Consider the following 25,461-nt stretch of genomic DNA (forward strand, 5'->3'; position numbering starts at 1 on the left):
TATCAATCATTTGATTGCTCTAAAACCTTTCTAAGCTGTTTTAAAAGATGGTCCACTTCTGCATGCTTCACTTTCATACTGGCGGTATTGACAATTACCCTCGCAGATAGTGGCATAATCTCTTGTAAGACGACCAGACCATTTTCTTTTAAAGTGGCACCACTTTCTACAATATCAACAATCACATCAGATAAGCCTACAATAGGCCCTAATTCTACTGAGCCATTCAGTTTAATAATCTCTACACTTCTGTTTTGGCTTTCAAAATATTCCTTAGCTATACGCGGATACTTGGTTGCAACACGTATCGTCTGACCAGACTCTAATAAAGCTTTTTTATGTGGTTCGCCAGCAACGGTCATTTTGCAACAACCAAACTGAAGGTCTAATACCTCATAAACATTTCGATTTTCTTCTACAATAGTATCTTTTCCTACAATCCCAATATCTGCAGCACCATAGTCTACATAGGTTGGTACATCTTGTGCCTTAGAAAGGAAAAATTGATACTTGGCATCATCACTGGTAAATAGTAATTTGCGGCTTTTATCTTCCATCTCTTTACAGGTAATGCCTAATTCTTTCAATATCTCCATGGTCGTCTTAGCTAATCGTCCTTTAGCTAATGCAAAAGTAATGGTATGCATACTACTCCCCCTCTTCTTGAAGTGATGTAAGTGCCACTGTTTGCACCGTTCTGTCTGCCAAGTCATATACATCTACTTCTTCCTCATTTTTAAAATGAAGTACGCCTCCTATTTCAGCTGCAATGGCATAGTCTAAGGCCTCTTCTAACCCCTTGACCACACTTTGTTCTACAACTAGCCCCTCTTGCCTAAACTGAGTTGCTATTTGCTTCATAATCTTTCTTGTCTCAGGCTCACAAATCATCAATGTCTTTGCAGGCAATGTAGGTTGCTTATTGCTTTTTACTTGCTGCAAGACTGCATAAATATTAAGTCCAAATCCTACTGCTGGTACATCTACCCCAAAATAAGCCAGGAGTTTATCATAACGCCCGCCTTCTATGACAGCTTCACCAATGCCTTCTGTATAACCTTGAAACATCATTCCTGTGTAGTAACTTGCATAGGACAATATACTAAAGTCAAACAAAATATATTCAGCTTTATTATCTTCTACTAAGGCTTTATAAATGTTTTCAAGTTCTTCTAATGTATGTAAGGTTGCTTGAGAGAACGGCTGAGCTTTCACTTTTTCTAAAAGTTCTATACCACCTACTTGTTGCATCAGCTTACTAATGACATCAATTAAAGCTTCTGTGGCTTGTGTATCTCTTAAAATATTTTGTACTTTTACAGCATCTTTTTTATCAATGGCTTCATAGATATTGGCTTGTTGTGCTTTCGTTGCACCTATATCCTTTAGGAGACATTCTAAAAACTTTGCACTGCCTAAATGAATGGTGAAATCCTCTATGCCTACTGCTTCCATGGCTTCTATGGCAAGATTAATTACTTCTACATCTGCTTCTATACTAGATGCACCAATAAGTTCAATCCCTGCTTGCGTAAATTCATGTACCTTACCTTGATATCGCTCTGGATATCTAAAACTATTGCTTACATATTGATAACGTTGTGGCATAGGTCTATTACTATTTTGAGTGGCTACAACACGGGCAATAGAACGTGTCATATCACTTCTCAGGGCAACAATTTCTCCTTGTTTATTCATCCATTTGTAGAGTTTTGGATTTTGGTAAGACTCATCTCCTAAGGTAAATACATCTAAGTATTCAAAAGTAGGTGTCTCAATCAAGTTATAGCTATAACTTGTAAATAACTTTCTCGTCTTATCTTCTATTTGTTGCTTCAAATAAGACTCTTCCCATAAATAATCTCTCACACCTTCTGGTATATGTAATACATAATTTTTCATTTACGCCCCCTACTTCACTACTCTAAAGTGATAATGTAATAAATAAATTATAATAACTATTTGCTCAAAAATCAATAATTGTTTGTTTTTTTCTAAATAATATCCATTGTAACTTATATTTTCTACTTTACACAATAGCGCTAAATCTATTTTCTACGCATATTCTATAGCTTATCCACATATTATTTGATAAAATAGAACTATCTAGAAGGAGGGACTTATATGGCGATTATTAGACCTGAGAAGAAAGCTGAATATGAAATGGTTCATACCATTCATCAATCTGCTTTTAAAAGAGACATCGAGGCACAACTGGTAGATAGACTCCGTAAAACGAACTATTATCACTCTGAGCTTTCATTAGTTATCGAAGAAGATAATGACCTCTTAGGCCATCTACTCTTTACACGTGTTGTAATTAAAGACGGCAATAAAACATTTCCTGCTTTAGCATTAGCCCCTGTAGGTATTAAAGCAGATTACCAAGGAAAAAAATTAGGTACTCAACTTGTAGAAGAAGGCCTAAAAAAAGCGAAATATTTAGGTCACAAACTTGTTATTGTCTTAGGTGACCCTAAATTCTATACACGTTTTGGATTTGAAAGTGCAGCAAACTTCGAGATTACACCACCTGCTGGTTTTCCAGAAGAGGCTTTTCTTGTTGCTAAACTATGCCCTGAAGAAATTGATATTAAGGGACAAGTTCTATATCCTGTACAATTTAATATGACACTTAAATAATAAAAGGTGCTCACATAGATGAGCACCTTTTATTTTTATATTATTTGCCTGTTCCTGTTCCACCACTAGCTTCGGCACCTGTACTGCCTTCTGCATTTCCACTGTTTTCTGCATTATTTGGGCTACCATCTCCACCATTATCATAGGTAGGCGCATTTTCACCTGTTGTTTCGGTACCATTATTGTCACTTTTTTGATTAGTGTTGGCTTCTCCTGTAGTACCTTGATCATCTGTAGTTGTTGTTGGATCACCATTGCCATAGTTATTAGCACTTACTTCACCATTAAAGTATTGTTTGAAGCCTTGATCTGCCATCGCAATAAATTCTTCTGATGTTTGAGTTGCACCTGTTACAACATCTACAGCCATTGGATTTTGAACCGCGATTAAATTTTGACGAAGAGCTTCCATTGCTTCTTTGCCACTTACCCCAGTTTTTTCTTTCATACCAGAGTTATACTCATCATCATCAGACTTTTTAGCACCACTATCATCTACATAGTCAAAATAGATTTCTGTTAATGTATCACCAGAGAAAGTGAGACGCATATGTGGGAACCAACCATATTGGTCTTGTTGCCCTTCAATCTCTACAACTTGTCCATTTTGAGCTGCCTCTTGTTTTGCCTCATCTTTATTACAACCTGTAAGCATAACAGTTATGCTCATTCCAACTAACATGAGCATAGTCATAAACTTCTTCATTTTTGTAACCTCCTAAAATAATTTGAATAAATAGTTTTTCTATAACCGTTAGTGTGCCACCATCTAAACTATTTATGCATATTTTGGCAACTAATTTGTTTACATTTTTTTATTTTCAACTCACTTCTTCTATATAAATTATCCAATAATTATTTTTTTAACAATTTTAATTTGACAATGATACACAAGAGGATTAACATAATAGTGTAGAATTTTTCTCAAAATACTTACAGCGAGGTGTATTACGGTGTACATTATTTATTTTCTTATCTGTTTAGGTGCATCTGTCTTAGGTGCAATTAGTGGTATTGGAGGAGGCGTAATCATTAAGCCTGTTATGGATGCTATTGGAACATTAAATGTTTCAACAATTAGCTTCTTATCTGGCTGTACTGTCCTAGCAATGACAACGATGACGCTTTATCGTAATCGAAATTCAGAAGTTAAAATTGATAAAAAGAAAGGAACCTATTTAGCCGTTGGAGCTGCTCTAGGTGGATTACTTGGAAAACAAATTTTCGATACAGTCAAAACCTTAAGTGGTAATCCTAATATGGCTGGTTCTGTTCAATCTTTTGTTTTAGCCTTAGTAACTATAGGTGTATTAATCTTTACACTTAAAAAGGCTAAGATTCGTCCTATTAAAGTAGAAAGTTCTGTTGTATCTCTTATTATTGGATTTGCACTTGGTACACTTTCTGCATTCTTAGGTATCGGTGGTGGGCCAATTAACTTAGCTGTTCTTTACCTATTCTTCGGTATGGACTCTAAGACAGCCGCTCTTAACTCTATTTATATTATATTCTTCTCACAAGGTATGAGCGTCATCCAAACCTTATTTAAAGGTGTTCCTGAATTTGAATGGCCAGTATTCTTTATGATGATTCTTGGTGGTATTCTTGGTGGAACAGTTGGTCCTATTATTTCAAAAAAACTCTCACTTAAAGGTGTAGACAAAATTTACATATGCATGGTTATTGGAATTATCCTAATCAGCATTTATAATGGTATTCACTACTTAGGTATTATCTAAATAAATTTCATATATTTTACTTGACAATAGAAGGGAACTGATCTTATGAGTATTTGCGCAAAATGTCCTACAAGAGGATGCTTAGAAAAAAATACAGAAAAAATGCCTAAAAAATTATGCCCAAGCCGTAATGAAGATCTTCAAGAAAAAGCAAAATCTTTACATACTGGAGATGATTTAACTATTGCATTACAATCTGCATTAGTTGAATCAGAAGGTAATACAAATTGGACTCGCGTTGAAGAAACAATCCAATTTGCTAAAAAATGTGGTTTTAAACGTATTGGTCTTGCATTCTGTACAGGTTTACACGAAGAAGCAAAAACCTTTGTTAAAATTTTAGAACACCATGATTTAGAAGTTGTATCTGTAGTATGTAAAAACGGTGCCATTCTTAAAGGTTTCTTAGGTATTGAACAACCTGAAAAAGAAACTTACGTAAAAAATGATATTATGTGTAATCCTATTGGGCAAGCACTTCTCTTAAATGAAGCTGAAACAGACCTTAATATTTTATTTGGTCTTTGCGTAGGTCATGATACACTTTTCATCAAACACTCAGAAGCACCATGCACAGTATTTGCTGTAAAAGACCGTGTCCTTTGTCATAATCCACTTGGTGCTATTTATCAAGCAGATGGATACTACAAGAAAAAACTTTTTAAATAATTAACTTTATAACATAAATGAAAAAGAGCAGATTTTACTTTACCTAAGTAAATCTGCTCTTTTCATTTATTCCTCTACTACTTTGTTAAATCATTAAACATCTTAATGCCGTCATCTTTAACTTCACCATTTAAGATGAGTAAACCTACATAAGGTCCATTAACAATGACTTCTGCTTGTTGTGCTGCTTCAACCTCATCTGGGTAGAAAGCATTACCAACTTTGTCTTCTAATAACTTTTCCATGTTAGCAACTACATTTTGAACTTGGTCAGGTTTTGCTTTTGCAACAACAATAAGGCCTGGTCCTGGGCTAATACCTGTTTCTGCAATGGCATAATCTTCTACAAGACCTAAATCAATACGATATCTTTCTTGTGCACCTACTTCATCTATTTCCATAGGCATACGTACAAAACCTTGTTCAACCATTTGTGAAACAATCTCACCTGAGGTTATAGTTGGTACTACTTCTGGTGCTGTGCCACCACCGCAGCCAGCTAGCATACTCATACATAGTATAAGAGTTACAATTAACATGATAGATTTTTTCATCTTTGTGACCTCCTCATATTTCTTCTTATGATTCTTGCCACTTTCAATTTAATTATACGTTTTAGTCACCTTCAATTTGCAATACATTCCAACGTACAAGTAAGGTTACACCAAATACTAATACTGCTGCACCATAAATAATCCAATCAATGTGTACTGCAAAGTTTTCAATAAGCCCACCAAATAGAATTTGTCCTAAAGGAATACAAAGGGTTGCAAAGGCCGAACCAAAGGCTAAAACCTTACCTAGTAATGTGCTTTCTGCCTCTTGATAAAGGTAAGCAGCACTCAGTACATTGGCAATACCTAATACGCCCATAATGACCATACCAAAGAGTGTAAATAGCATCACACTAGTTACATTAGATCCTCTACCTGATTGGAATAGACTTATAGATATCCCCATCACAAACATAGAAATTGACGTTAAATACAGTAATCTATGTACACGTTTAATATGGAAATATAGTGGTTTCCATGTAATGATTACCCCACCCAGAATCATCCCTAAAGCAATCATTCCTTCTGCCATACCATATACTTCTGAAGATAGACCAAAAGTTACTTTGATGAGATAAGGTGCTGCTACACTAAATACAGGAACTAAAAAGAGATTATAAAATCCTGAAAAAAGTAACATACGAAAAATAATAGGATTTTTATCTTTTAAATAGATATAACTTTCTTTCATATCTCCTACAAACACTTGTAAGAAGGAATCTTGCTTTGCTCTTTTTGTATGAGGAAGGTCTAAGAATACTTCCATAAGTGCAGAGCATAGGAAACTTAACATATTGATTACAATTACACCCTTTATGCCTAACCACCCATAAAGCATACCCGCTAAAATAGGTCCTAAGAAATTACTAAGGGATGCTACTTGCTGAATAATTGCATTGGCCTTTACTAAATGGCTTTCTGCAACAAGAATGGGAATACACGTATTGACAACAGGCTGATAAATGGTGGAAATAGTGGATAAAAGCACCATAACAACAGCTACAATACCTACTTGGTCATTGCCTTGTAAAACAATGATCAAATACCCCAGTAACAAGATACTACTAGCTACATCTAAAAAGACCATGAGCTTTTTCTTATTCCCTCTATCTGCTAAAATCCCTGCAATAGGCGAAATAAGAACAATAGGGATCATAGAAACAGCAAGGATCGATGCAAATAAGCTTGCTGAGCCTGTTAAATCAAGTAAGTATAAAGATAGGGCAAATCGCTGAATGGAACTTCCAAACAAAGAGATAATTTGTCCTAGTACAAGGATATTAAAATTTTTATGATACAATTTATTGGTCATATGCGCCTCCCTTCTTTTAATGTGTTTTACCAATATTAAAATCTACACATATTGGATACTGTTTCGTTTCGTCTAGCTGTAATTTTGCTTGAATGCCATAAAGTGTAAAGAGGTTCTCTTCTGTAATGACATCTAAGGGTTTGCCACGAAAGACAACCTCTCCTTTTTTCATTCCAATCAGATAATCTGCAAATTTAGTGGCATTGTTTAGCTCATGTAAGACCATTACAATGGTACGGTTTTGCTCTTTATTTAATTTCTGTAATAGCAAGAGTATTTCTAACTGATGTGCCATATCAAGATAAGTTGTTGGTTCATCTAACACGAGAATTTCTGTTTCTTGTGCTAATGCCATAGCAATCCAAGCACGTTGTCTTTGACCACCTGATAAACTATCTACAGGACGTTCGGCAAACTCACTCATTCCAGTCACCTCCATGGCCCAGTTCACTTTCTCTATATCTTCTTGTTTTAGCCCACCTAAAGCACTTTGATAAGGAAATCTTCCATAAGAAACAAGTTCTTTCACTAAAAGACCTGAAGGGACAACGGGGCTTTGAGGTAATACAGCCATTTTTTGTGCAATTTCTTTAGGTGCTTGTGCTTTAATACTGGCACCATCTAAGTAGATTTCTCCTTTTTTAGGTGTAATAATACGTGCAATAGTCTTGAGTAATGTAGACTTACCACATCCATTAGAGCCAATAATCATGGTTATTTTACCTTTAGGAATCTCTATATTCATATTTTTTATAATATACTTTTGTTCATAGGCTACATCTAGGTCTGTTACTTTTATTGCTTCCATCTGTCCCTCCAACTTTTTATTCTTTCATCATTAAATAAATGAAATAAGGTACACCTATAATAGAGATGGTAATACCAACGGGTATCTCTATTGGTGAAAATACATTTCTTGAAATTGAATCTGCTAAAATAATAATGCTACAACTTACTAGAGCTGCTAGTGGTATTTGTCTTCTATGCACCGGACCACCTAATCGTCTTGCAATATGTGGTCCAAGTAATCCTAAAAAAGCAATGTTTCCTGCAACAGATGTTGCAAGTGCAGCCAGTGCAATGGCATAGAAAAATAATGTTTTTCTTTCCTTCTCTACTTTTACCCCCAGGCCAATGGCAATTTCATCTCCTAAGTCAAGTACATCTAAAATCTTTGCCTTCCAGATCACTAACCCTAAGAATACTAGTACAAGTGGTGTAATGAGGAAGAAGAACTTCCAACTACTCCCCCATAAGCTCCCACTAATCCAAGTGAGTACTTGGTTGTAATCTCCTTTAGACATATTCAGTTGATATAAAGAAATCACTGCATTGATTCCAACATTCACACCTATCCCTGTTAGAATAAGCCTTGTTGGTGATACGCCTTTTTTATAGCTTAAGCGGTAAATCAAACCACCACTAAGTAAGGCACCTATAATGGCTACAATAGGCATCATAAATAATGCCATGTCTCCCATTTTGTCATAGTAACTTGTCTGCCCATAAGAAATGAGAAAGACTACAGCTAAGGCTGCCCCTGCATTAATTCCTATCATCCCAGGTTCTGCAAGCTCATTTCGCGTCACACTTTGCAAAATACATCCTGCCGTTGAAAGACAACAGGCAACGACCATGGCAACCATAATACGTGGTAAGCGAATATCAAAAATGGTTACTTCTTGAAGGGGCGTTCCGCCTCCTATTAATGTTTTTATAATATCTGGGAACGCTATCGTATTGCTTCCCCAGCTCACTGCTAAGAAAAAGACAGCTACCAAAAGAAGACTTGTGATGATACTTGCGATTATTAAACGTTTTTTCATGGTTAACTCTCCTTTCTCACCATCCATATAAAGATTGGCACACCCACTAATGAAGTAAATAATCCGATTGGTGTTTCATAAGGTTGATTGACAAGCCTTGCTAATACGTCTGCCCAAATCACCAATGTTGCACCACATAAAAAGGAAACAGGCATAATGACACGGTAATCTTGTCCTGTAATTTTTCTTACAATATGTGGCACGATTAAACCTACAAAAGCAATATTTCCTGCTACTGCTACACTAACAGCACACATTGGAATAATGAGTAGTAAGGTATACATACGAATCTTAACTGGATTTTCTCCAAGTCCTATACATACATCTTCGCCTAAATTGACAATGTTGATCTTAGGCGCTAAGAATAAGGCAATCAAAGTTGTAATCCCACCAACACCTACTACTAACTTTACACTCTCCCAAGTTGCTGCACGAAATCCACCTGAAATCCAAAAAGCTAGATTTTGTGATTTATTTGTAAGTAATGCAATCACCGTTGCCATTGAAATAAAGAAAGTACTAAGAGCAGTACCTGCTAATAATAGTCTTGAGATATTCATATTCCTAGCATTTTTCATACTAAAGCCAAGGACTAAAAGTCCACTAACTAATGCGCCAAGAAAAGCCGCTACTGTATTCCCAAGTAAACCATATAGTGATGAACTCGCGCCTACTAAAGCAATAGCAAAAGTAGCACCTTGAGTAATACCCATAAGTGAAGGCTCAGCTACTGGGTTTCTTGTCACCCCTTGCATCATTGCTCCCGTAATCCCAAGAATACCGCCTACAAAGGCGGTACAAATGACTCTTGGTATACGAACATCCCGGACTAATTGCATATCTAAAATATCTTCATAGTGAAAGATACTATCCCATACAGTTTGTAAAGGAATACTCTTTGCACCTGCACAAATTGCAATAACTAGCCCCATTACTGCAACGATGCTACATCCACTAACAAGAAACGCTGTTTTCTTATTCATGCATGCCTTGAAGTAATGCTTCTACTTCTTCTACAAACGCTAATCTTCCAATTGGGCTATAACCTTGATTGAAGTATGGGCTTGCTGGTAATGTTACAACATTGCCATTTTTCACTGCCTCTGTTCCATTCCAGATACTACTTGCAGTTAAAGCTGCTAAATCTTCATCTGTTGCAATAGCAAAGATATAATCTGAATCGATTTGTGCTAATCCTTCAAAAGTTACAACTGGTAAACTAATATTTTCTTGTTCTGGCATACCTACTGGTTTTGCTAATCCCATATCTTCATAGAAGATTGTTCCGAGCCCTGCACCATCAAAGATAAATAAACTTCCACCACTTGCTAAGAAAGATAAGTAACTGCTTTCTTCACCATATGTTTCTTTAATGCTTTGACCTACTTTTTGTGCTTTTGCTAAGTAATCGTTGATCCATGCAGTTGCCTTTTCTTCTTCTCCAAATACTTGAGCAACATGCATAAAGTCTTCTTTCCAGTCCATTTGTTTCATTTCTACCATAACAACTGGCGCAACCTTTGCTAATTGGTCATACATTTTTTCTTGTACGGTTGAAATCACAATAAGGTCTGGATTAAGTGCAATAATAGCTTCTACATCCATTTCAGCTAACATACTGTATCCTAAGATGTCAGCATGTCCAAGAACATTTTCTAAGTAGCTTGGGAATTTTGTGTAATCATAGCCATCACTATTTGCTGTACCAATGACTTCATAACCTAAAAGAGATAAAATATCACTGGCACCACTAATATCTACAATACGTTCTGGTTGTACTGGAATTTCTACTTTACCCTTTATATCTGTTACAACGCGTGTTGCTTTTTCTTCTGGTGCTTGATTGGTATCTTGTTCATTACTTGTATTACCACTTGCACATCCTACAAGAGCAAGGGCTAATATAAATAAACTCATTAATAATAAAATAGATTTTTTCATTTTCTTCTCCTTATCTTTCTCATAAGTTCTATACAACTTCCTTTAGTTAGTCTTCACTAACCACTGAAATGAATTATACATAGCCTTCCACTTTTTACACAAGCTTTTCACCTTTTTTCATTATTTTGTCATCTTATAAGTTTATTTTATAGCTTGTTTTCTTATAAAAAATCTTTTATACTTCTTTTATATTTTTAAACACGGAGAAAATACTATGCATCCAATTGTTCAGTCATCAAAAGTCTTTCGTGAGACTCTATTAAAGAAACTTTCTTTTGTTCCTCATAAACATGATCACTGCATCCTTTATAAAGATCCAAACCATCCTGAAAATGGCTATTTTCTATTTTATGAACGTCCAGGTTATTATTCTTTTGGCATTGCCGATTATACCATTCCCCATGCCTTCAAGCTTATTTTTGATAATCCAGAGCATCTGATACGTTTTGGGAGTGTATACCAAGGTGCTACCAACTTCAAATTAGAAAATCAACCTGTTTCTTCCTTTACGCCTTCCTCCTTTTTTGTTATGGAAAAAGGCATTAAAGGACAACAGGTATGGACAAAAGGACAACATTTCCATGGGGCAGAATTTACAATACATGAGACTTACTTTACAGAGGTTCTAGAAAAGCAGCTTCATACGTCTTTTAGTTTTGATAAGTTTAACGAAAACTTCACTTACCGTTATCTCCCTCTTGATATCATGTCGCTCTTAAAAAAAATGCATGCATTAGCCAATCAGAATGCCCTGAGCCTCATTTTATTAGAAAGTTATCTTTTACAGTGTATTGCTATTCTCATGGATACCGTAAATCAATCTCCTGATAACGCTTTTACTAAGCAGCTTCATTATGGCAAAGTAAAAATTGGAACTAATAAATATCTACATTTAAGTAGTGAAGATATTAGGTCCATTCAAAAGGCACATGCGATTCTTACGGAAAATATTCAATCGCCGCCAACTATTGAGCACTTAAGCGAACTTGTTCTCCTTAATACTCAAAAATTAAAAGCTGGATTTAGCTACTACTATCATTTACCTATTGGCCAATTTATTACCTCTACACGTATGTCTTTGGCTGCCAATTTACTCTGTACAACAGATGAAAGTATTTCTGAAATTGCTAAGCAGGTAGGGTATCCCTATACAAGTAATTTTATTAAAATGTTTAAGCAAACTTATCATTGTACTCCCCTTGAATATCGCCATAATAGTAGAATTTGAAACATCTTTGTAGTCATGATATACTAGCTTTAACAAATAATAAATGATACATTAAATAAATATAAAAGAGGTTACTTATGGGTATAAATGAATCAGCAGAAAATTACTTAGAAACTATTTTCATGTTAAGCAAAAAGCTTCCTGTTGTTCGTGCCGTTGATATAGCTAATGAATTAGGCTTCAAAAAATCTAGCGTGAGTACTGCTATGAAAAATCTTCGTGAAAATCAACATATTACAGTAACCGATGCAGGTTATATTTCTTTAACCGAATCCGGTACTGCCATTGCTGAGATGATTTATGAAAGACATGAAGTCTTATCCTATTGGCTTCAACACCTGGGTGTGGAAGAACATATTGCATTAGAAGATGCATGTAAAATTGAGCATGTCATCAGTAAAGAGAGCTTTGAAGCAATTAAAAAAAGTATTAAATAGAACTTCATTAATCTTTTATTAGACTAAAAGAGGTGCCTCACTAGTTACTGACTAGTGAGGCACCTCTTTTTATTTTACTCTACTATTTATTTTTTTCATAAATTAAGTACAGCCCTTTAAGTGTTAATAGACCATCATATTCGTCTATAACATCTGTACCATCTTTAATAATTTTTGCAAGGCCACCCGTTGCAATAATCTTCATATCAGGGCAACCCATTTCTTCTTTAACTTTCTTTACGATATATTCCACTTGACCAATATAACCATAAACAAGGCCTGCTTGCATACTAGAGATTGTATTTTTACAATCTAATATACTCTTTGGTCTTCTAATCTCCATATCTGGTAGCTGTGCAGCACGTTGCCACATAGCATCTGCACTAATTCTAATACCGGGAGTGATTAGTCCACCAATAAACTCACCTTTTTCATTCACAATATCATAAGTTGTAGATGTGCCAAAGTCAATAGCCATACAAGGTGCACCATAGAGTTCATAAGCTGCTACACAGTTAACAATACGATCTGCGCCTACAGCTTTTGGGTTATCTGTTCGAATAGGAATACCTGTTTTTAATCCTGGTCCTACTATAAGTGGTGTTTTCTTAATATATTTCTTAATGCTATTGGTTAAAGAATACATAATGTTCGGTACCACTGAAGAAATAATAGCTGCTTCAATCTCCTCTATATCTATTCCCTTATTTCTTAACATCTCCACCATTGTAATACCATACTCATCAGAGGTACGCGGTATTTGGGTTGTCATTCTAAAACTTACGACTAACTCCATACCTTTCATAACACCCATCACAATATTTGTATTACCTATATCTATTGTTAATAACATTGCTTTCCCTCTTCCTTATATTCCGTCCCTTTAGTTAAAATAGTTTTTAACTTGATCCAGTATAATGTCACCTAATTCGCTTTTTGTCATTTGTGGACATGTAATCATTTCACCATTTGCTTTAATAATGGTTGCAATATTCGTATCTCCTTTGAAGCCTGCACCAGCTTGTGCAATATTATTAGCTACAATAAAGTCTAAATGCTTCTTCTCTATTTTTGCTTTAGCATAGTCAATAATATTTTCTGTTTCCGCTGCAAACCCAACCAATACTTGATGTGTTTTCTTTTCACCTAAGCTTTTTAAAATATCTGGGTTTGGTACAAGATTCAACATTAATGTATTGCCATTTTTTTTGATTTTATGATTACTTTCTTGTTCTGGTCTATAGTCTGCTACTGCTGCTGTCTTAATAACTGCATCTGCCCATTCAAAATGTTCATGTACAGCGTCATACATCTGTCTCGCACTTTTTACATCGACACGCTTAACACCAGCTGGACATTCAAGATGAGTAGGTCCTGAGACAAGAATAACTTCAGCCCCTCTTTTGACTGCATCTTCTGCTATACTATATCCCATCTTACCAGATGAATGGTTTGTAATATAGCGCATTGGATCAATGGCCTCAACGGTTGGTCCTGCTGTGATGAGTATATGCTTACCTAAAAGGTCTTTTTCTTTTTCAAGTGTTTTTGTTACATAGTCTACAATGGTATCTGGTGTAGGTAGTTTTCCACTGCCTACATCGCCACATGCAAGCCATCCTGCCTCTGGTTCTATAAATAAATAGCCTTTAGATTTAAGGTAGGCTATATTTTCTTGGACTATTGGATTCTCATACATTGCGGTATTCATAGCTGGTGCAATCACTACAGGACATCTTGCTGCCATCACTGTTGTTGAAAGCATATCATCTGCTATACCATTTGCAATCTTTCCTATAATATTGGCTGTAGCTGGTGCAATAAGCATTAAGTCTGTGCGTTTTGCTAATGCAATATGCTCAACTTCCCATTTATGTGGTCTCGCAAAAGTATCCGTTACCACATAGTTATTTGTAAGAGTCTCAAAAGAAAGTGGATTGACAAATTCACAAGCATTTTCTGTCATAATCGTATTCATTTCATACCCTAATTTTCTAAGCTTACTTGCTACATCTAATACTTTATAAACAGCTATACCACCTGTAACGCCTATTAAAACATGTTTTTTCATGATTGATTTACCTCTAGTATAGTTTTTCTCTAAAGATACTCTTTAGTACTTTACATACAGTAGCTACAATAATGGCTGCAACTATGGCCTCAGGAATCCCATTCATTCCTACAATCCCCATAATCACACCAAATAAGGCTTCAAAAGCTACTTCTTTAGCAGCAGCGTATTGTTGACCAAAGAATAGATAAATGCCACCCATTACTAGTATTGTATTAGTTAATGAGCCTACAACGCCTGCTACTATATAAGCTAAAACATTACCTTTATTCATTTTACTTACCCACTTATAACTATAGAAAGCTGTAATCCCAATAAGGGTACGTGGTACAAGTGCAATTACTAAACTCCATATATTGCCTTCGGAACCTGCTATTGTAATAAATGGTGAAAAGACAAATGAAGTAAGTGCTGGAGTCATTGTATTAATAATAACTGACATAATCCCAAAAGCTAGACCTAAAATAGCGCCTCCTACTGGTCCTAAGAATATAGCACCAATAATAACTGGGATATGTACGGTTGTTGCCTTAGTAAATCCTAAGGGTACAAATCCTAATGGTGTAAATGCTAGCAAAATTTCAATGGCTAACAATACCCCAAGTAATGTTAAGAACTTCGTATTTTTTAAACTTTTCATATTAACCTCCTGCTATCGCTCTTCTTCATAAAAGATGCAATGCTTATTTTAACATTTTAGATTATAGCACAAGTTAAAAAAAGCGTATAGTATTATTGTTTTCAATTAGACACTTGTTATACGCTATTTCTAAATGGAGTATTTTATTGCTCACATATGAGAAAAAAGGACGCCCTTATGGACGTCCACTTTTACAAATTGATTTATTCTTGTAAAGCAGCTCTAAGTTCTGCTAAGTTTTTAAATCCGTATTGATTCATATAAGCAATGAATTCGTTTTTAATGTCTACTGGTGCTGTTGGGTTAATAAGTGCTGCTGTTCCAATAGAAACGGCATCTGCACCTGCTAAGATGAATTCTGCTACATCTTCACCTGTCATAATCCCACCAAGACCAATGATTGGTACATTGACAGCACGTCTTACTTGGTAAACCATACGTACTGCAACAGGTTTAATGGCTGGGCCTGAGAATCCGCCCATTTTGTTGGCTACAACTGGACGCATACGATGTACATCGATTTTCATCCCAAGTAATGTATTAATAAGAGAAATTGCATCTGCACCTTCTGCTTCTACCGCTTTTGCAATTTCTGTAATATCTGTTACGTTTGGAGAAAGTTTGATAATAAGAGGTTTTTTAGAAACACGTTTCACTTCTCTTACAACACTTCCTGCTAATCCACATTGTACACCAAATCCAATACCGCCTTTTTTAACGTTTGGACAAGAGATATTCACTTCTAATGCGTCTACATCTGTTTCACTAAGCTTTTCTACAACTTCACAGTAATCTTCAATACTACGACCTGCTACGTTTGCAATCACTTTAGTACCAAATTGTTTTGCATATGGAAGTTCGTGCTCGATAAAGTAATCTACACCTGGATTTTGAAGTCCTACAGCATTGATCATACCACCATAAGTTTCTGCAATACGAGGCGTTGGGTTACCATCCCATGGTACATTGGCAATCCCTTTTGTAATCATTGCACCAAGTTCACTTAAGTTGTAGAACTCACCGCTTTCACGTGGTGAAAATGTACCTGATGCTGTTGTAATTGGGTTATCTAATATAAGACCCCCACCAAGATTAACACTTAAATCTAATTTACTCATTACCACGCTACCTCGCTTCCTAAAAAGACAGGGCCGTCTTTACAAACTTTCTTTTGTTCATAGCCTACTTCGTTGGCTGCTTTTGTTTTACATACACAACCTACACAAGCACCATAGCCACATCCCATACGTTCTTCAAGAGAAACTTGTACAGGTTTGCCTTTTGCACCGCAGAAGCCAGCAAGTGCACGAAGCATTGGTTTTGGCCCACAGCTATAATAGTAATCACCTAAGATACCTTCTGATTCCATAAGCTCTACTACATTTCCTTTAAAGCCATGTGCACCACTATCTGTTGCGATATAAACTTTTACACCCAGTTCTTCTAAGCGATCTTGTAAGAAAGGTGCTTCTCTAAAGCCAATCACAGCGATTTTCTCACCTTCTAAATGTTTTGCAAGTTCTACAAGTGGTGGTACACCAATCCCACCCCCTACTAAAACATGTGTGTGAGCCTCAGCTGGTGTAAAGCCATTTCCAAGTGCTGTTGTAAGCTTAATGTCATCCCCTACATTGTAACTTGAAAACTCTAATGTTCCTTTACCTACTACACCATATACAAGTGTAAGTGTTTCTTCTCCAATTTCACAAATACTAATTGGTCTTGGAAGAAGCATGCTTTCTGATTTTGTGTAAAGATTTACAAACTGACCAGGAGCTGCGCTTTTAGCAGCCTCTGGTTGTTTGATGACCATTTTATAAACGTCTTTTTCTATTTGTTCATTAGATAGGACTTGGCCTAATACAACTTTTTTACTCATCTTGTTTGTCTCCCATATTGAAGATACCAGTTTGTGCAATTGTTAAGTCTCTTGATGCAATGTCTGCCATAGCTGCTAATGTATCAAGTGAAGTTACAATTTGAAGTGAAGACTCGATGGCATGACGTCTGATTTTGAATCCGTCACGTGTTGAATCATTACCTTTTGTAGGTGTGTTAACAAGTAAGTCTACTTCACCACTACGAATGAGGTCTATAATTTCGTTGCTACCTTCTGAAAGTTTGCCTACTTCTCTTACATCCATACCATTTTCACGAAGTTTTTTAGCTGTACCTTCTGTTGCAATGAACTTGTAACCAAGTTTATCGAAGCGTTTAGCAATCTCAATAAATTCATCTTGGTCATATTTTTGAATAGTTGCAAAGATTGTTCCTTGTTTGTTTGGTAGTTTTTTGCCTGCAGCAATGAATCCTTTGTAAAGTGCTTCTTCAATTGTACTACCTACACCGAGTACTTCACCTGTTGATTTCATTTCTGGTCCAAGGCTTACTTCTACTCTTGGAAGTTTTTCTGTTGAGAATACTGGTACTTTTACTGCGTAGAAGTTTTCTGGTTCTGGGTAAAGGTCTGTGCCATAACCTAAGTCTTCTAATTTATCACCTAACATACAACGTGTTGCAAGGTCGATAATTGGTACGCCTGTAACTTTTGAGATATAAGGTACTGTACGGCTTGAACGTGGGTTAACTTCGATGATGTATAAGTCATTTTTGTACTCAATGTACTGAATGTTAATCATACCAAGTACTTCAAGTTCTTTTGCAAGCATACGTGTACACGTAATAATTTTTTCTTTGATTTCATCACAGATATTTACACTTGGGTAAAGTGTTGTACTATCTCCTGAGTGGATACCTGCTCTTTCTAAATGCTCCATAATACCTGGGATTAAGATGTTTTCACCATCACAGATGGCATCAACTTCAATTTCGCGTCCCATTAAGTATCTATCGATAAGTACTGGGTTTTCTGGATCACGATCAAATGCATTTACAAGATATCTTGAAAGTTGTTCTTCTTCGTATGTGATTTCCATACCTTGACCACCAAGTACATATGAAGGACGTACAAGTACTGGGTACTCAAGTTCACGTGCTACTGTTAAACCTTCTTCTACTGACCAAATCGCTTTTCCTTTTGGACGTTTGATTTGAAGTTTTTCTAAGATTTCATCAAATTTCTCACGGTCTTCTGCTGCATCTACTTGTTTTGGTTGTGTTCCAAGTACTGGAATACCCATTTTGTCACAGAACTTAGCAAGTTTGATTGCTGTTTGACCACCAAATTGAAGGATTACACCTTTTGGTTGTTCTTTCATAATGATGTGGTAAGTATCTTCGTCTGTAAGTGGTTCGAAGTAAAGCTTATCTGAAGTGTTGAAGTCTGTACTTACTGTTTCTGGGTTGTTGTTTACGATGATTGTTTCAATACCACGACGTTTAAGCGCTTGTACAGCATGTACTGAACAGTAGTCAAACTCAATCCCTTGACCGATACGGATTGGACCTGATCCCATAACCATTACTTTTTCACGATCTGATACTACAACTTCATCGATTTCATCATATGTTGAGTAGTAGTATGGAGACTCTGCTTCGAATTCCCCACCACATGTATCTACCATTTTGTAAACTGGCATGATGTTCCATTTGATACGTAACTCACGGATGTCATCTTCTGCTACACCAATGAATTCTGCAATGGCTTTATCTGCAAATCCACGACGTTTAAGTTTACGAAGGTATTTTGGTGTAAGATCTTCGTATTCCATTTCTTTAAGGATTTCTTCTTGTTCAACAATCCATTTGAAACGTTTTACGAAGAAGATGTCCATACCTGTAATTTTACATACTTGTTCTTCTCTATAGTGCATACGAAGCATTGCAGCAAGTGCAAAGATTCTTTCATCATCTGCTGTAATGACGCGTTCTTTAAGCTCATCTAATGTACAAGCTTCAAGCTTCTTATGTTCAAAGCTGAATTGACCGATTTCAAGTGAACGAAGACCTTTAAGGAAAGCACTTTCAAAGTTATTTCCGATTGCCATGATTTCACCTGTAGCCATCATTTTTGTACCAAGTGTACGTTTTGCTGTGTAGAATTTATCGAATGGCCATTTTGGAATCTTAACAACACAGTAGTCAAGTGTTGGTTCGAAACATGCATATGTTTTACCTGTTACAGCATTTTTGATTTCATCTAATCCGTATCCAAGAGCAATCTTTGCAGATACACGAGCTATTGGATAACCTGTTGCTTTAGAAGCAAGTGCTGATGAACGGCTTACACGAGGGTTAATCTCAATGATTGCATATTCAAAGCTATCCGGGTGAAGAGCGATTTGTACATTACAGCCCCCACGGATATCACATGCAGAGATAATATCAAGTGATGCACGACGAAGCATTTGGTATTCTCTATCTGAAAGTGTTTGAGAAGGAGCAACTACGATACTGTCTCCTGTATGGATACCAACTGGGTCGATATTTTCCATGTTACATACTGTAATAACTGTACCGTATTGGTCACGCATTACTTCGTACTCAATCTCTTTCCAACCTTTGATACATTTTTCAATAAGTACTTGATTTACACGTGATAAGTGAATCCCACTTGCAGCAATTTCGCGAAGTTCGCTTTCAGTTTCTGCGATACCACCACCTGTACCACCAAGTGTATATGCTGGTCTTACTACTACTGGGTAACCAATCTTTCTAGCAAATGTTACAGCATCTTCTACTGTTTCAACGATTTCACTTTCAATAACTGGTTGGTTGATACGTGCCATTAAATCTCTAAAGAGCTCACGATCTTCACCTTCTTTAATCGCTGAGATTTGTGTACCGATCACACGTACATTATATTTATCTAAAATCCCTTTATCATGAAGCTCTACTGCAAGGTTAAGACCTGTCTGTCCACCTACACCTGCAAGTACGCTATCTGGTCTTTCTTTAGCAATAATTTTTTCTAACATTTCAGCGTTAAGTGGCTCAATGTAGATTTTATCTGCAATTTCTCTATCTGTCATAATAGTTGCTGGGTTAGAGTTAACAAGGACAACTTCAATACCTTCTTCACGGATAGCTTGACACGCTTGTGTTCCTGAATAGTCAAACTCCGCTGCTTGGCCGATTACGATTGGGCCTGATCCGATTACTAATACTTTCTTGATACTTAAGTCTCTTGGCATTATAGTTTTCCTCCTTGCATTACCTTAATAAATTCGTCAAAGATATGTGCTGTGTCTGTTGGTCCTGGACATGCTTCAGGGTGGAATTGAACACTGTAGATGTCAAGATCTTCAAAATACATACCTTCTACTGTATTGTCATTTAAGTTTGTATGTGTAACTTTTGCACCTTCTGGAAGTGTGCTTACATAGTAGTTATGGTTTTGTGATGTAATATAAACACGGTTTGATACGTAATCTTTAACTGGGTGGTTACAACCATGGTGACCGAATTTAAGTTTTGATGTATCCCCACCAAGTGCTAAAGATAAAAGTTGGTGACCAAGGCAGATTGCTGTAATTGGTTTTTTTCCTACTAATTCTTTTATCATATTAACAACTGTTGGTACATCTTTTGGATCGGCTGGTCCATTTGATAAGAATACGCCATCTGGATTTGCTGCTAAAACTTGTTCTGCTGTCGCATCGTATGGGAATACTGTAAGTTTACAACCTCTTTCATTAAATGAACGTACAATATTCTGTTTCATACCACAGTCGATCATTGCTACGTGAATGCCTTCGCCTGGGATAGTGTAAACTTCTTTCGTTGTTACTTCTGGAACCGCATGTTGGTTGTTGAAGCTATCTATTTTAAGTTTTACTTGGCTTGGTGTAAGTTCACGTACAGCAATGATTGCACGCATTGTACCGTGATTTCTAAGTACTTTTGTAAGGGCTCTTGTATCAATTCCTTCAAGACCAATGATTTTTTGCGCTTTTAAATAACCGTCTAATGTAAGTTCACATCTAAAGTTATTTGGGTAATCACATTTTTCTCTTACGATAAAGGCACGCACATGTGCTTTATTTGATTCCATATCCTCAAGGTTGACACCGTAGTTCCCAATAAGTGGGTAGGTCATAACAACCATTTGTCCATAATAAGATGGGTCTGTAAGAATTTCTTGATATCCTGTCATCCCAGTATTGAATACAACCTCACCGATTGTCTCTTTAAGATATCCGAATGCTTTACCTTCGAATACCATTCCATTTTCTAGTATTAATTGTGCTTTCATCTTAACCCATCACTCCTTGTAAATCATTTCTCATTGCAATAACAGCTTGTCTAGAAGCTTTTGCAAAGTCTTTCTCATCAAACGTTTTATCTTTTTGGTATGCTGCGATAATGCCTCTTGAAGAGTTAACGATAATGCCTAGTCCATCTTTATCGAAGAATCCTTTAAGATCCTCAGAAGTTCCACCTTGTGCACCATAACCTGGTACTAAGAAGAAGGTATGTGGCATACGTGCTCTAAGTTCTGTTCCTTGTTCTTTATGTGTTGCACCTACTACAGCACCGATACGGCTATAACCCATATCTCCCATAGTGAGCTCTCCCCATTTGCTTACAAGGTCAGCAGTTCTATCATAAATTGGTGTACCATCTACTAATAAATCTTGAATCTCACTACTACTTGGATTACTTGTTTTAACTAGGATAAATAAGCCTTTGTCATTTTTGTTACATGCATCTATAAAAGGTTCAATACCATCAAATCCCATGTAAGGATTAAGTGTTACTGCATCTTCTTGCCATAAATCAAAGTGTTCACCCTCTACCTCTACACCAGCAATGTGGCCAGCGTATGCAGCTGCAGTTGAAGCAATATCCCCTCTTTTAATATCCCCGATTACGATTAAACCTTTACTTTTTGCATATTCACATGTTTCCATATATGCACGAAGGCCTTCTAAACCGTATTGCTCATACATTGCAATTTGAGGTTTTACAGATGGAATAAGGTCATAGACTTCATCAATAATCATTTTGTTAAATTTGATAAACATTTCTGCTACTGCTTTAGGTGTTTTTCCAAAGCGTTCTAACATCTCTTGTTTAATAAAATTTGGGATCATGCTATATGTTGGGTCTAATCCTACTACAGTTGGGTTTTCTACTGTTTTGATTTTGGTAAGTAATCTATCAATCATGGCTTATCTCCTTTTATATGTGTGAAATCTTTCTTCCTATTATACTACATTTTTCATCTTTTGTGAATTTTTATTCACTTGTCTTAATATTTATTATAATCTTGTTTATTTTTCGTAAACTATTCTACCATCTACTATTGTCACTTCTACATCACCGTATACTTCCATTCCGTTAAATGGTGTGTTTTTACCTTTTGAAAGGAAGTTATTTGAATCTATGATATATGGTGTCTCTAAGTCAATTACTGTAATATCTGCTGGTGCACCAACTTCTAAGCGACCTGATGGGCTATTGATGATACGTGCTGGATTGTAACTCATTTTTTCTATAAGTTCTGAGATAGTAAGAATACCTGCTTTTACAAGATGTGTGTAACTTAATGCAAAACTTGTTTCAAGCCCTACAATACCGAAAGGTGCTTTTTCAATCTCAACATTTTTCTCATCATAATGATGTGGTGCATGATCTGTAGCAATAACATCGATAATTCCTGATTTAAGTGCTTGTTTCATAGCTGCTACATCTTCACTTGTACGTAGTGGAGGGCTCATTTTCTTATTACTATCATAGTCTCCTAAGATACTATCATCTAAGATGAAGTAATGAGGTGCAGTTTCTGCTGTTAAATTTGTCATGCCCCATACTTTTTTACCCATTTCAATAAGATCTAAGCTTCCTTTTGTACTCATATGTGATAAATGAAGCTGTGCGCCTGTTGTACGTGCTAAGATAATGTCACGTGCTACGATCACTTCTTCTGCATCACGGCCAATACCTTTGATTCCAAACAGTTGTGCATTTACACCTGCATTCATTGCTCCACCTGATAGTGCACGATCTTCTGTATGTGAGAAGATTGGAAGGTTAAATGGTTTTGCATAACTCATTCCTTTTTTCATAAGACCCGCATCTGCTACTGTCTTACCATCTTCACTAATCGCACAGATTCCATGTTCTTTCATCTTTCCAATGTTTGCTAGTGTTTCACCTTCTAAGCCTTTTGTAATGGCACCTACTGGAAGAACTTTTACACCATTTGCACGTCTTGCCATTGTATTGATGTATTCTACAACACATTCATTATCAATAACTGGGTTCGTATTTGGCATACAACACATTGTTGTTACACCACCACGTGCTGCTGCAAGACAGCCTGTTTCAATTGTTTCTTTATGTTCAAAGCCTGGTTCTCTTAAGTGTACATGTAGGTCGATAAGACCTGGTACTACTAACTTACCTTCTGCTTCAATTACTTTGACATCTGCATTCTCAAGTAAGTCACTTGGGGTTTCACCTATACTTACAATCACACCATCTTCTACAAGGATGTCTGTTACTTCTTCTAGTTTTGTACTTGGGTTAACAACTAACCCACCTTTAATAACCAGTTTCATCTTATCTTCCTCTCCTTTCGTTTAATAAAGCAAGGATTGCCATACGTACTGCTACACCATTTTGTACTTGTTCATCAATAACACTTACGTTACTATCTAATAGCTCTGGCATCAGTTCAATACCACGATTTACTGGTGCTGGATGCATTAAGATTGCTTCTTTATCTGCATAACTAAACATTTCTTCATCTAAACCATAAAGCTGGCTATATTCGCGAAGGTTAGGGAATAATCCACCTTTTTGTCTTTCCATCTGGATACGAAGTCCCATGACTACATCTGCACCTTTGATTGCATTTTTAATATCATGAGTTACTGTTGCACCTAGTGCTTCCATTGTACCTGATGCTAATGTGCCGCATCCTGCAAGTGTTACATTTGCACCCAGCTTTTTAAGACCGAATACATTTGATCTTGCTACACGACTATGTGCAATATCACCTACGATGGTTACATTTAAATCTTTAAAGCTACCTTTTTTATCAAGCATTGTATAGAGATCTAAAAGTGCTTGTGTCGGATGTTCATTTGCGCCGTCTCCTGCATTAATAACAGAAGCTTTAACATTTTTTGCAAGTAAGTGGCTCGCTCCACTTAACCCATGGCGCATAACCATAAAGTCAATGCCCATTTGATCTAGTGTAATACCTGTATCTACTAAGGTTTCCCCTTTTTGTACACTACTTGTTGCAACACCTAAATCCGTTACCATCGCACCTTGGTAAAGTCCAGCCATATTAAAGGATACTTTTGTTCTTGTACTGTTTTCGTAGAATAAAGTAATCATACTACGACCTTTTAATGTATCTTCTCTTAAAGTACTGTCTGTAATTTTTTTCTTCATTTCATGTGCAAGTTCTAAGATACTCATGATCTCACTTACTTCTAAATCACGAATCCCCAGTAAATCTTTACTTTTTAACATGGTGTATCCTCCTTTGGTTTTAAAAAAATAAAAAGGCAATAAAAAGACCTAAGTCTTTTCATTGCCTTTAAGCTGCAAAAAAGTGAAGCAGAAACGAGATTACATAGTACCTTATAAAATCTCGTTAAATAAGGCAATATCTAATCTATTTCTTTTAATCTATTATTAAATTCTTTAGAATTTCTCCATACTAAATCTAGCTGGCCTAAACCAAGCTGCATCATAATCTTTTTCATTTTCTCTTCTCCTTTTTGATCTCACAGGATCAAGCTTAAAGGCTATTTATTTAATTTTGTTCATTTACTGTTACCTATACTACCATATCCCCTTAAATGTGTCAATCTATTTTGTCGTAATATGTTGAAGTAATTGGAACGGTTCATGGATGACTGCATAAGCACCGCTTTGTAAAAGTTCCTCTTCTCCTCTAAATCCCCAGGCTACACCTATTCCACGTAACTTGGCATTTACTGCCGTTTGCATATCTACGTCTGAGTCTCCTACATAGAGCACTTCCTCATTCTTCACATTATATGCAGCCATCAGCTCATTAATAACCGTTGGATCAGGTTTATGTGGTTTTCCATCTTGTTGTCCTTCCACTCTATCAATTAATCCCTGTTCAAAACAAGCTTCTACTACACGTAATGCTTGTGCATGAGGTTTATTCGTTGCCACAGCTAACTTAATACCCTTATCTTTAAGGTTATGTAAAAGTTCTATAATGCCATCATAAGGTTTTGTATAATCCGTTAAATGGGTATCATAATACTGAATAAAGCTTTCTTTTAAACGCTGTATTTCTTTTTCACTTCTCACTTCTTCTGGAAGTACACGTTCCATAAGTTTATAGACACCATTTCCTACAAAATATCTATAATTTTCTAAAGGATGCTCTATGTATCCATATTGCTTAAGGGCATAATTAGTACTTACACCTAAGTCTTCTAATGTATTGACAAGTGTTCCATCTAAATCAAAAATGACTAATTTAACTGTCTTCATCTTTCT

Annotated in this window: 25 protein-coding genes; 5 read left to right on the forward strand and 20 right to left on the reverse strand. The window is 36.1% G+C overall.

Annotated elements, in window-relative coordinates; translation table 11 throughout:
- Positions 1–2: 2 nt before the first annotated feature.
- Both hisG and hisZ read right to left on the reverse strand, forming a co-directional pair.
- Positions 3–647 (reverse strand): ATP phosphoribosyltransferase, encoded by a 645-nt coding sequence (hisG, locus tag BN2390_RS09660; protein WP_053984148.1) that lies wholly within the window; start codon positions 645–647, stop codon positions 3–5.
- Position 648: 1 nt separating this feature from the next.
- On the reverse strand, positions 649–1,902 hold the full coding sequence (gene hisZ / locus BN2390_RS09665; RefSeq protein WP_053984149.1) for an ATP phosphoribosyltransferase regulatory subunit: 1,254 nt from the start codon (positions 1,900–1,902) through the stop codon (positions 649–651).
- A 222-nt stretch (positions 1,903–2,124) separates the two neighbouring features.
- On the opposite strand from hisZ, the gene BN2390_RS09670 reads away from it, so the two are divergent.
- Complete coding sequence (locus BN2390_RS09670) at positions 2,125–2,643, forward strand: GNAT family N-acetyltransferase (protein WP_053984150.1); 519 nt, start codon at positions 2,125–2,127, stop codon at positions 2,641–2,643.
- 40 nt (positions 2,644–2,683) lie between these two features.
- Here the strand turns inward: BN2390_RS09670 and BN2390_RS09675 are convergent, their stop codons facing one another.
- Positions 2,684–3,349, reverse strand: a complete 666-nt coding sequence (locus BN2390_RS09675; RefSeq protein ID WP_053984151.1) for an FMN-binding protein — start codon at positions 3,347–3,349, stop codon at positions 2,684–2,686.
- 247 nt (positions 3,350–3,596) lie between these two features.
- On the opposite strand from BN2390_RS09675, the gene BN2390_RS09680 reads away from it, so the two are divergent.
- Positions 3,597–4,382 (forward strand): sulfite exporter TauE/SafE family protein, encoded by a 786-nt coding sequence (locus tag BN2390_RS09680; RefSeq protein WP_053984152.1) that lies wholly within the window; start codon positions 3,597–3,599, stop codon positions 4,380–4,382.
- A 45-nt stretch (positions 4,383–4,427) separates the two neighbouring features.
- Positions 4,428–5,051: a DUF1847 domain-containing protein gene (locus BN2390_RS09685; protein ID WP_053984153.1), complete on the forward strand. Its 624-nt coding sequence runs from the start codon at positions 4,428–4,430 to the stop codon at positions 5,049–5,051.
- A 77-nt stretch (positions 5,052–5,128) separates the two neighbouring features.
- Here BN2390_RS09685 and BN2390_RS09690 read toward each other — a convergent pair whose 3' ends face one another.
- From BN2390_RS09690 to BN2390_RS09715, 6 genes are all read right to left on the reverse strand, one after another.
- Positions 5,129–5,605: a DUF4358 domain-containing protein gene (locus tag BN2390_RS09690; RefSeq protein WP_053984154.1), complete on the reverse strand. Its 477-nt coding sequence runs from the start codon at positions 5,603–5,605 to the stop codon at positions 5,129–5,131.
- Between the two features lie 61 nt (positions 5,606–5,666).
- Positions 5,667–6,917, reverse strand: a complete 1,251-nt coding sequence (locus tag BN2390_RS09695; protein ID WP_053984155.1) for an MFS transporter — start codon at positions 6,915–6,917, stop codon at positions 5,667–5,669.
- 16 nt (positions 6,918–6,933) lie between these two features.
- Positions 6,934–7,725, reverse strand: coding sequence for an ABC transporter ATP-binding protein (locus BN2390_RS09700; RefSeq protein ID WP_053984156.1), 792 nt, complete (start codon positions 7,723–7,725; stop codon positions 6,934–6,936).
- A 16-nt stretch (positions 7,726–7,741) separates the two neighbouring features.
- Positions 7,742–8,743, reverse strand: coding sequence for a FecCD family ABC transporter permease (locus tag BN2390_RS09705; RefSeq protein ID WP_053984157.1), 1,002 nt, complete (start codon positions 8,741–8,743; stop codon positions 7,742–7,744).
- A gap of 2 nt (positions 8,744–8,745) precedes the next feature.
- A complete protein-coding gene (locus tag BN2390_RS09710; RefSeq protein ID WP_053984158.1) occupies positions 8,746–9,726 on the reverse strand; it encodes a FecCD family ABC transporter permease in 981 nt (326 codons plus the stop codon).
- Entirely contained in the window at positions 9,719–10,684 is a 966-nt protein-coding gene (locus tag BN2390_RS09715) for an ABC transporter substrate-binding protein (RefSeq protein WP_053984159.1), read from the reverse strand. The genes BN2390_RS09710 and BN2390_RS09715 overlap by 8 nt, the downstream gene beginning before the upstream one ends.
- Before the next feature lie 214 nt (positions 10,685–10,898).
- Here BN2390_RS09715 and BN2390_RS09720 point away from each other — a divergent pair, with 214 nt between their 5' ends.
- Together BN2390_RS09720 and BN2390_RS09725 are read left to right on the forward strand one after the other, a co-directional pair.
- Entirely contained in the window at positions 10,899–11,912 is a 1,014-nt protein-coding gene (locus tag BN2390_RS09720) for a helix-turn-helix transcriptional regulator (protein WP_053984160.1), read from the forward strand.
- 77 nt (positions 11,913–11,989) lie between these two features.
- Positions 11,990–12,349 (forward strand): metal-dependent transcriptional regulator, encoded by a 360-nt coding sequence (locus tag BN2390_RS09725; protein ID WP_053984161.1) that lies wholly within the window; start codon positions 11,990–11,992, stop codon positions 12,347–12,349.
- Between the two features lie 82 nt (positions 12,350–12,431).
- On the opposite strand, the gene BN2390_RS09730 is transcribed toward BN2390_RS09725, so the two are convergent.
- The 11 genes from BN2390_RS09730 to BN2390_RS09780 form a co-directional block, all read right to left on the reverse strand.
- Positions 12,432–13,202 (reverse strand): type III pantothenate kinase, encoded by a 771-nt coding sequence (locus tag BN2390_RS09730; RefSeq protein WP_053984162.1) that lies wholly within the window; start codon positions 13,200–13,202, stop codon positions 12,432–12,434.
- 30 nt (positions 13,203–13,232) lie between these two features.
- Positions 13,233–14,420, reverse strand: coding sequence for a bifunctional phosphopantothenoylcysteine decarboxylase/phosphopantothenate--cysteine ligase CoaBC (coaBC, locus tag BN2390_RS09735; protein WP_053984163.1), 1,188 nt, complete (start codon positions 14,418–14,420; stop codon positions 13,233–13,235).
- A 13-nt stretch (positions 14,421–14,433) separates the two neighbouring features.
- Positions 14,434–15,060 carry an ECF transporter S component gene (locus BN2390_RS09740; protein ID WP_053984164.1) on the reverse strand — a complete coding sequence of 209 codons (627 nt, stop codon included), beginning with the start codon at positions 15,058–15,060 and terminating at the stop codon, positions 14,434–14,436.
- Between the two features lie 203 nt (positions 15,061–15,263).
- Positions 15,264–16,178: a dihydroorotate dehydrogenase gene (locus tag BN2390_RS09745; protein ID WP_053984165.1), complete on the reverse strand. Its 915-nt coding sequence runs from the start codon at positions 16,176–16,178 to the stop codon at positions 15,264–15,266.
- Complete coding sequence (locus tag BN2390_RS09750) at positions 16,178–16,939, reverse strand: dihydroorotate dehydrogenase electron transfer subunit (RefSeq protein WP_053984166.1); 762 nt, start codon at positions 16,937–16,939, stop codon at positions 16,178–16,180. Before BN2390_RS09750 ends, BN2390_RS09745 begins: the two co-directional genes overlap by 1 nt.
- Complete coding sequence (gene carB, locus BN2390_RS09755) at positions 16,932–20,153, reverse strand: carbamoyl-phosphate synthase large subunit (RefSeq protein ID WP_053984167.1); 3,222 nt, start codon at positions 20,151–20,153, stop codon at positions 16,932–16,934. The genes BN2390_RS09750 and carB overlap by 8 nt, the downstream gene beginning before the upstream one ends.
- Positions 20,153–21,214: a carbamoyl phosphate synthase small subunit gene (locus tag BN2390_RS09760; protein ID WP_053984168.1), complete on the reverse strand. Its 1,062-nt coding sequence runs from the start codon at positions 21,212–21,214 to the stop codon at positions 20,153–20,155. The genes carB and BN2390_RS09760 overlap by 1 nt, the downstream gene beginning before the upstream one ends.
- A 1-nt stretch (position 21,215) precedes the next feature.
- Positions 21,216–22,130 carry an orotidine-5'-phosphate decarboxylase gene (pyrF, locus tag BN2390_RS09765; protein ID WP_053984169.1) on the reverse strand — a complete coding sequence of 305 codons (915 nt, stop codon included), beginning with the start codon at positions 22,128–22,130 and terminating at the stop codon, positions 21,216–21,218.
- 105 nt (positions 22,131–22,235) lie between these two features.
- Positions 22,236–23,525: a dihydroorotase gene (locus tag BN2390_RS09770; RefSeq protein ID WP_053984170.1), complete on the reverse strand. Its 1,290-nt coding sequence runs from the start codon at positions 23,523–23,525 to the stop codon at positions 22,236–22,238.
- A 1-nt stretch (position 23,526) separates the two neighbouring features.
- Positions 23,527–24,450, reverse strand: a complete 924-nt coding sequence (locus BN2390_RS09775) for an aspartate carbamoyltransferase catalytic subunit (RefSeq protein WP_053984171.1) — start codon at positions 24,448–24,450, stop codon at positions 23,527–23,529.
- 342 nt (positions 24,451–24,792) lie between these two features.
- Positions 24,793–25,455, reverse strand: coding sequence for an HAD family hydrolase (locus BN2390_RS09780; RefSeq protein ID WP_053984172.1), 663 nt, complete (start codon positions 25,453–25,455; stop codon positions 24,793–24,795).
- Between the last annotated feature and the right edge of the window lie 6 nt (positions 25,456–25,461).

The sequence above is a fragment of the Niameybacter massiliensis genome, assembly GCF_001282685.1.
Taxonomy (GTDB): Bacteria; Bacillota; Clostridia; order Lachnospirales; family Cellulosilyticaceae; genus Holtiella; species Holtiella tumoricola.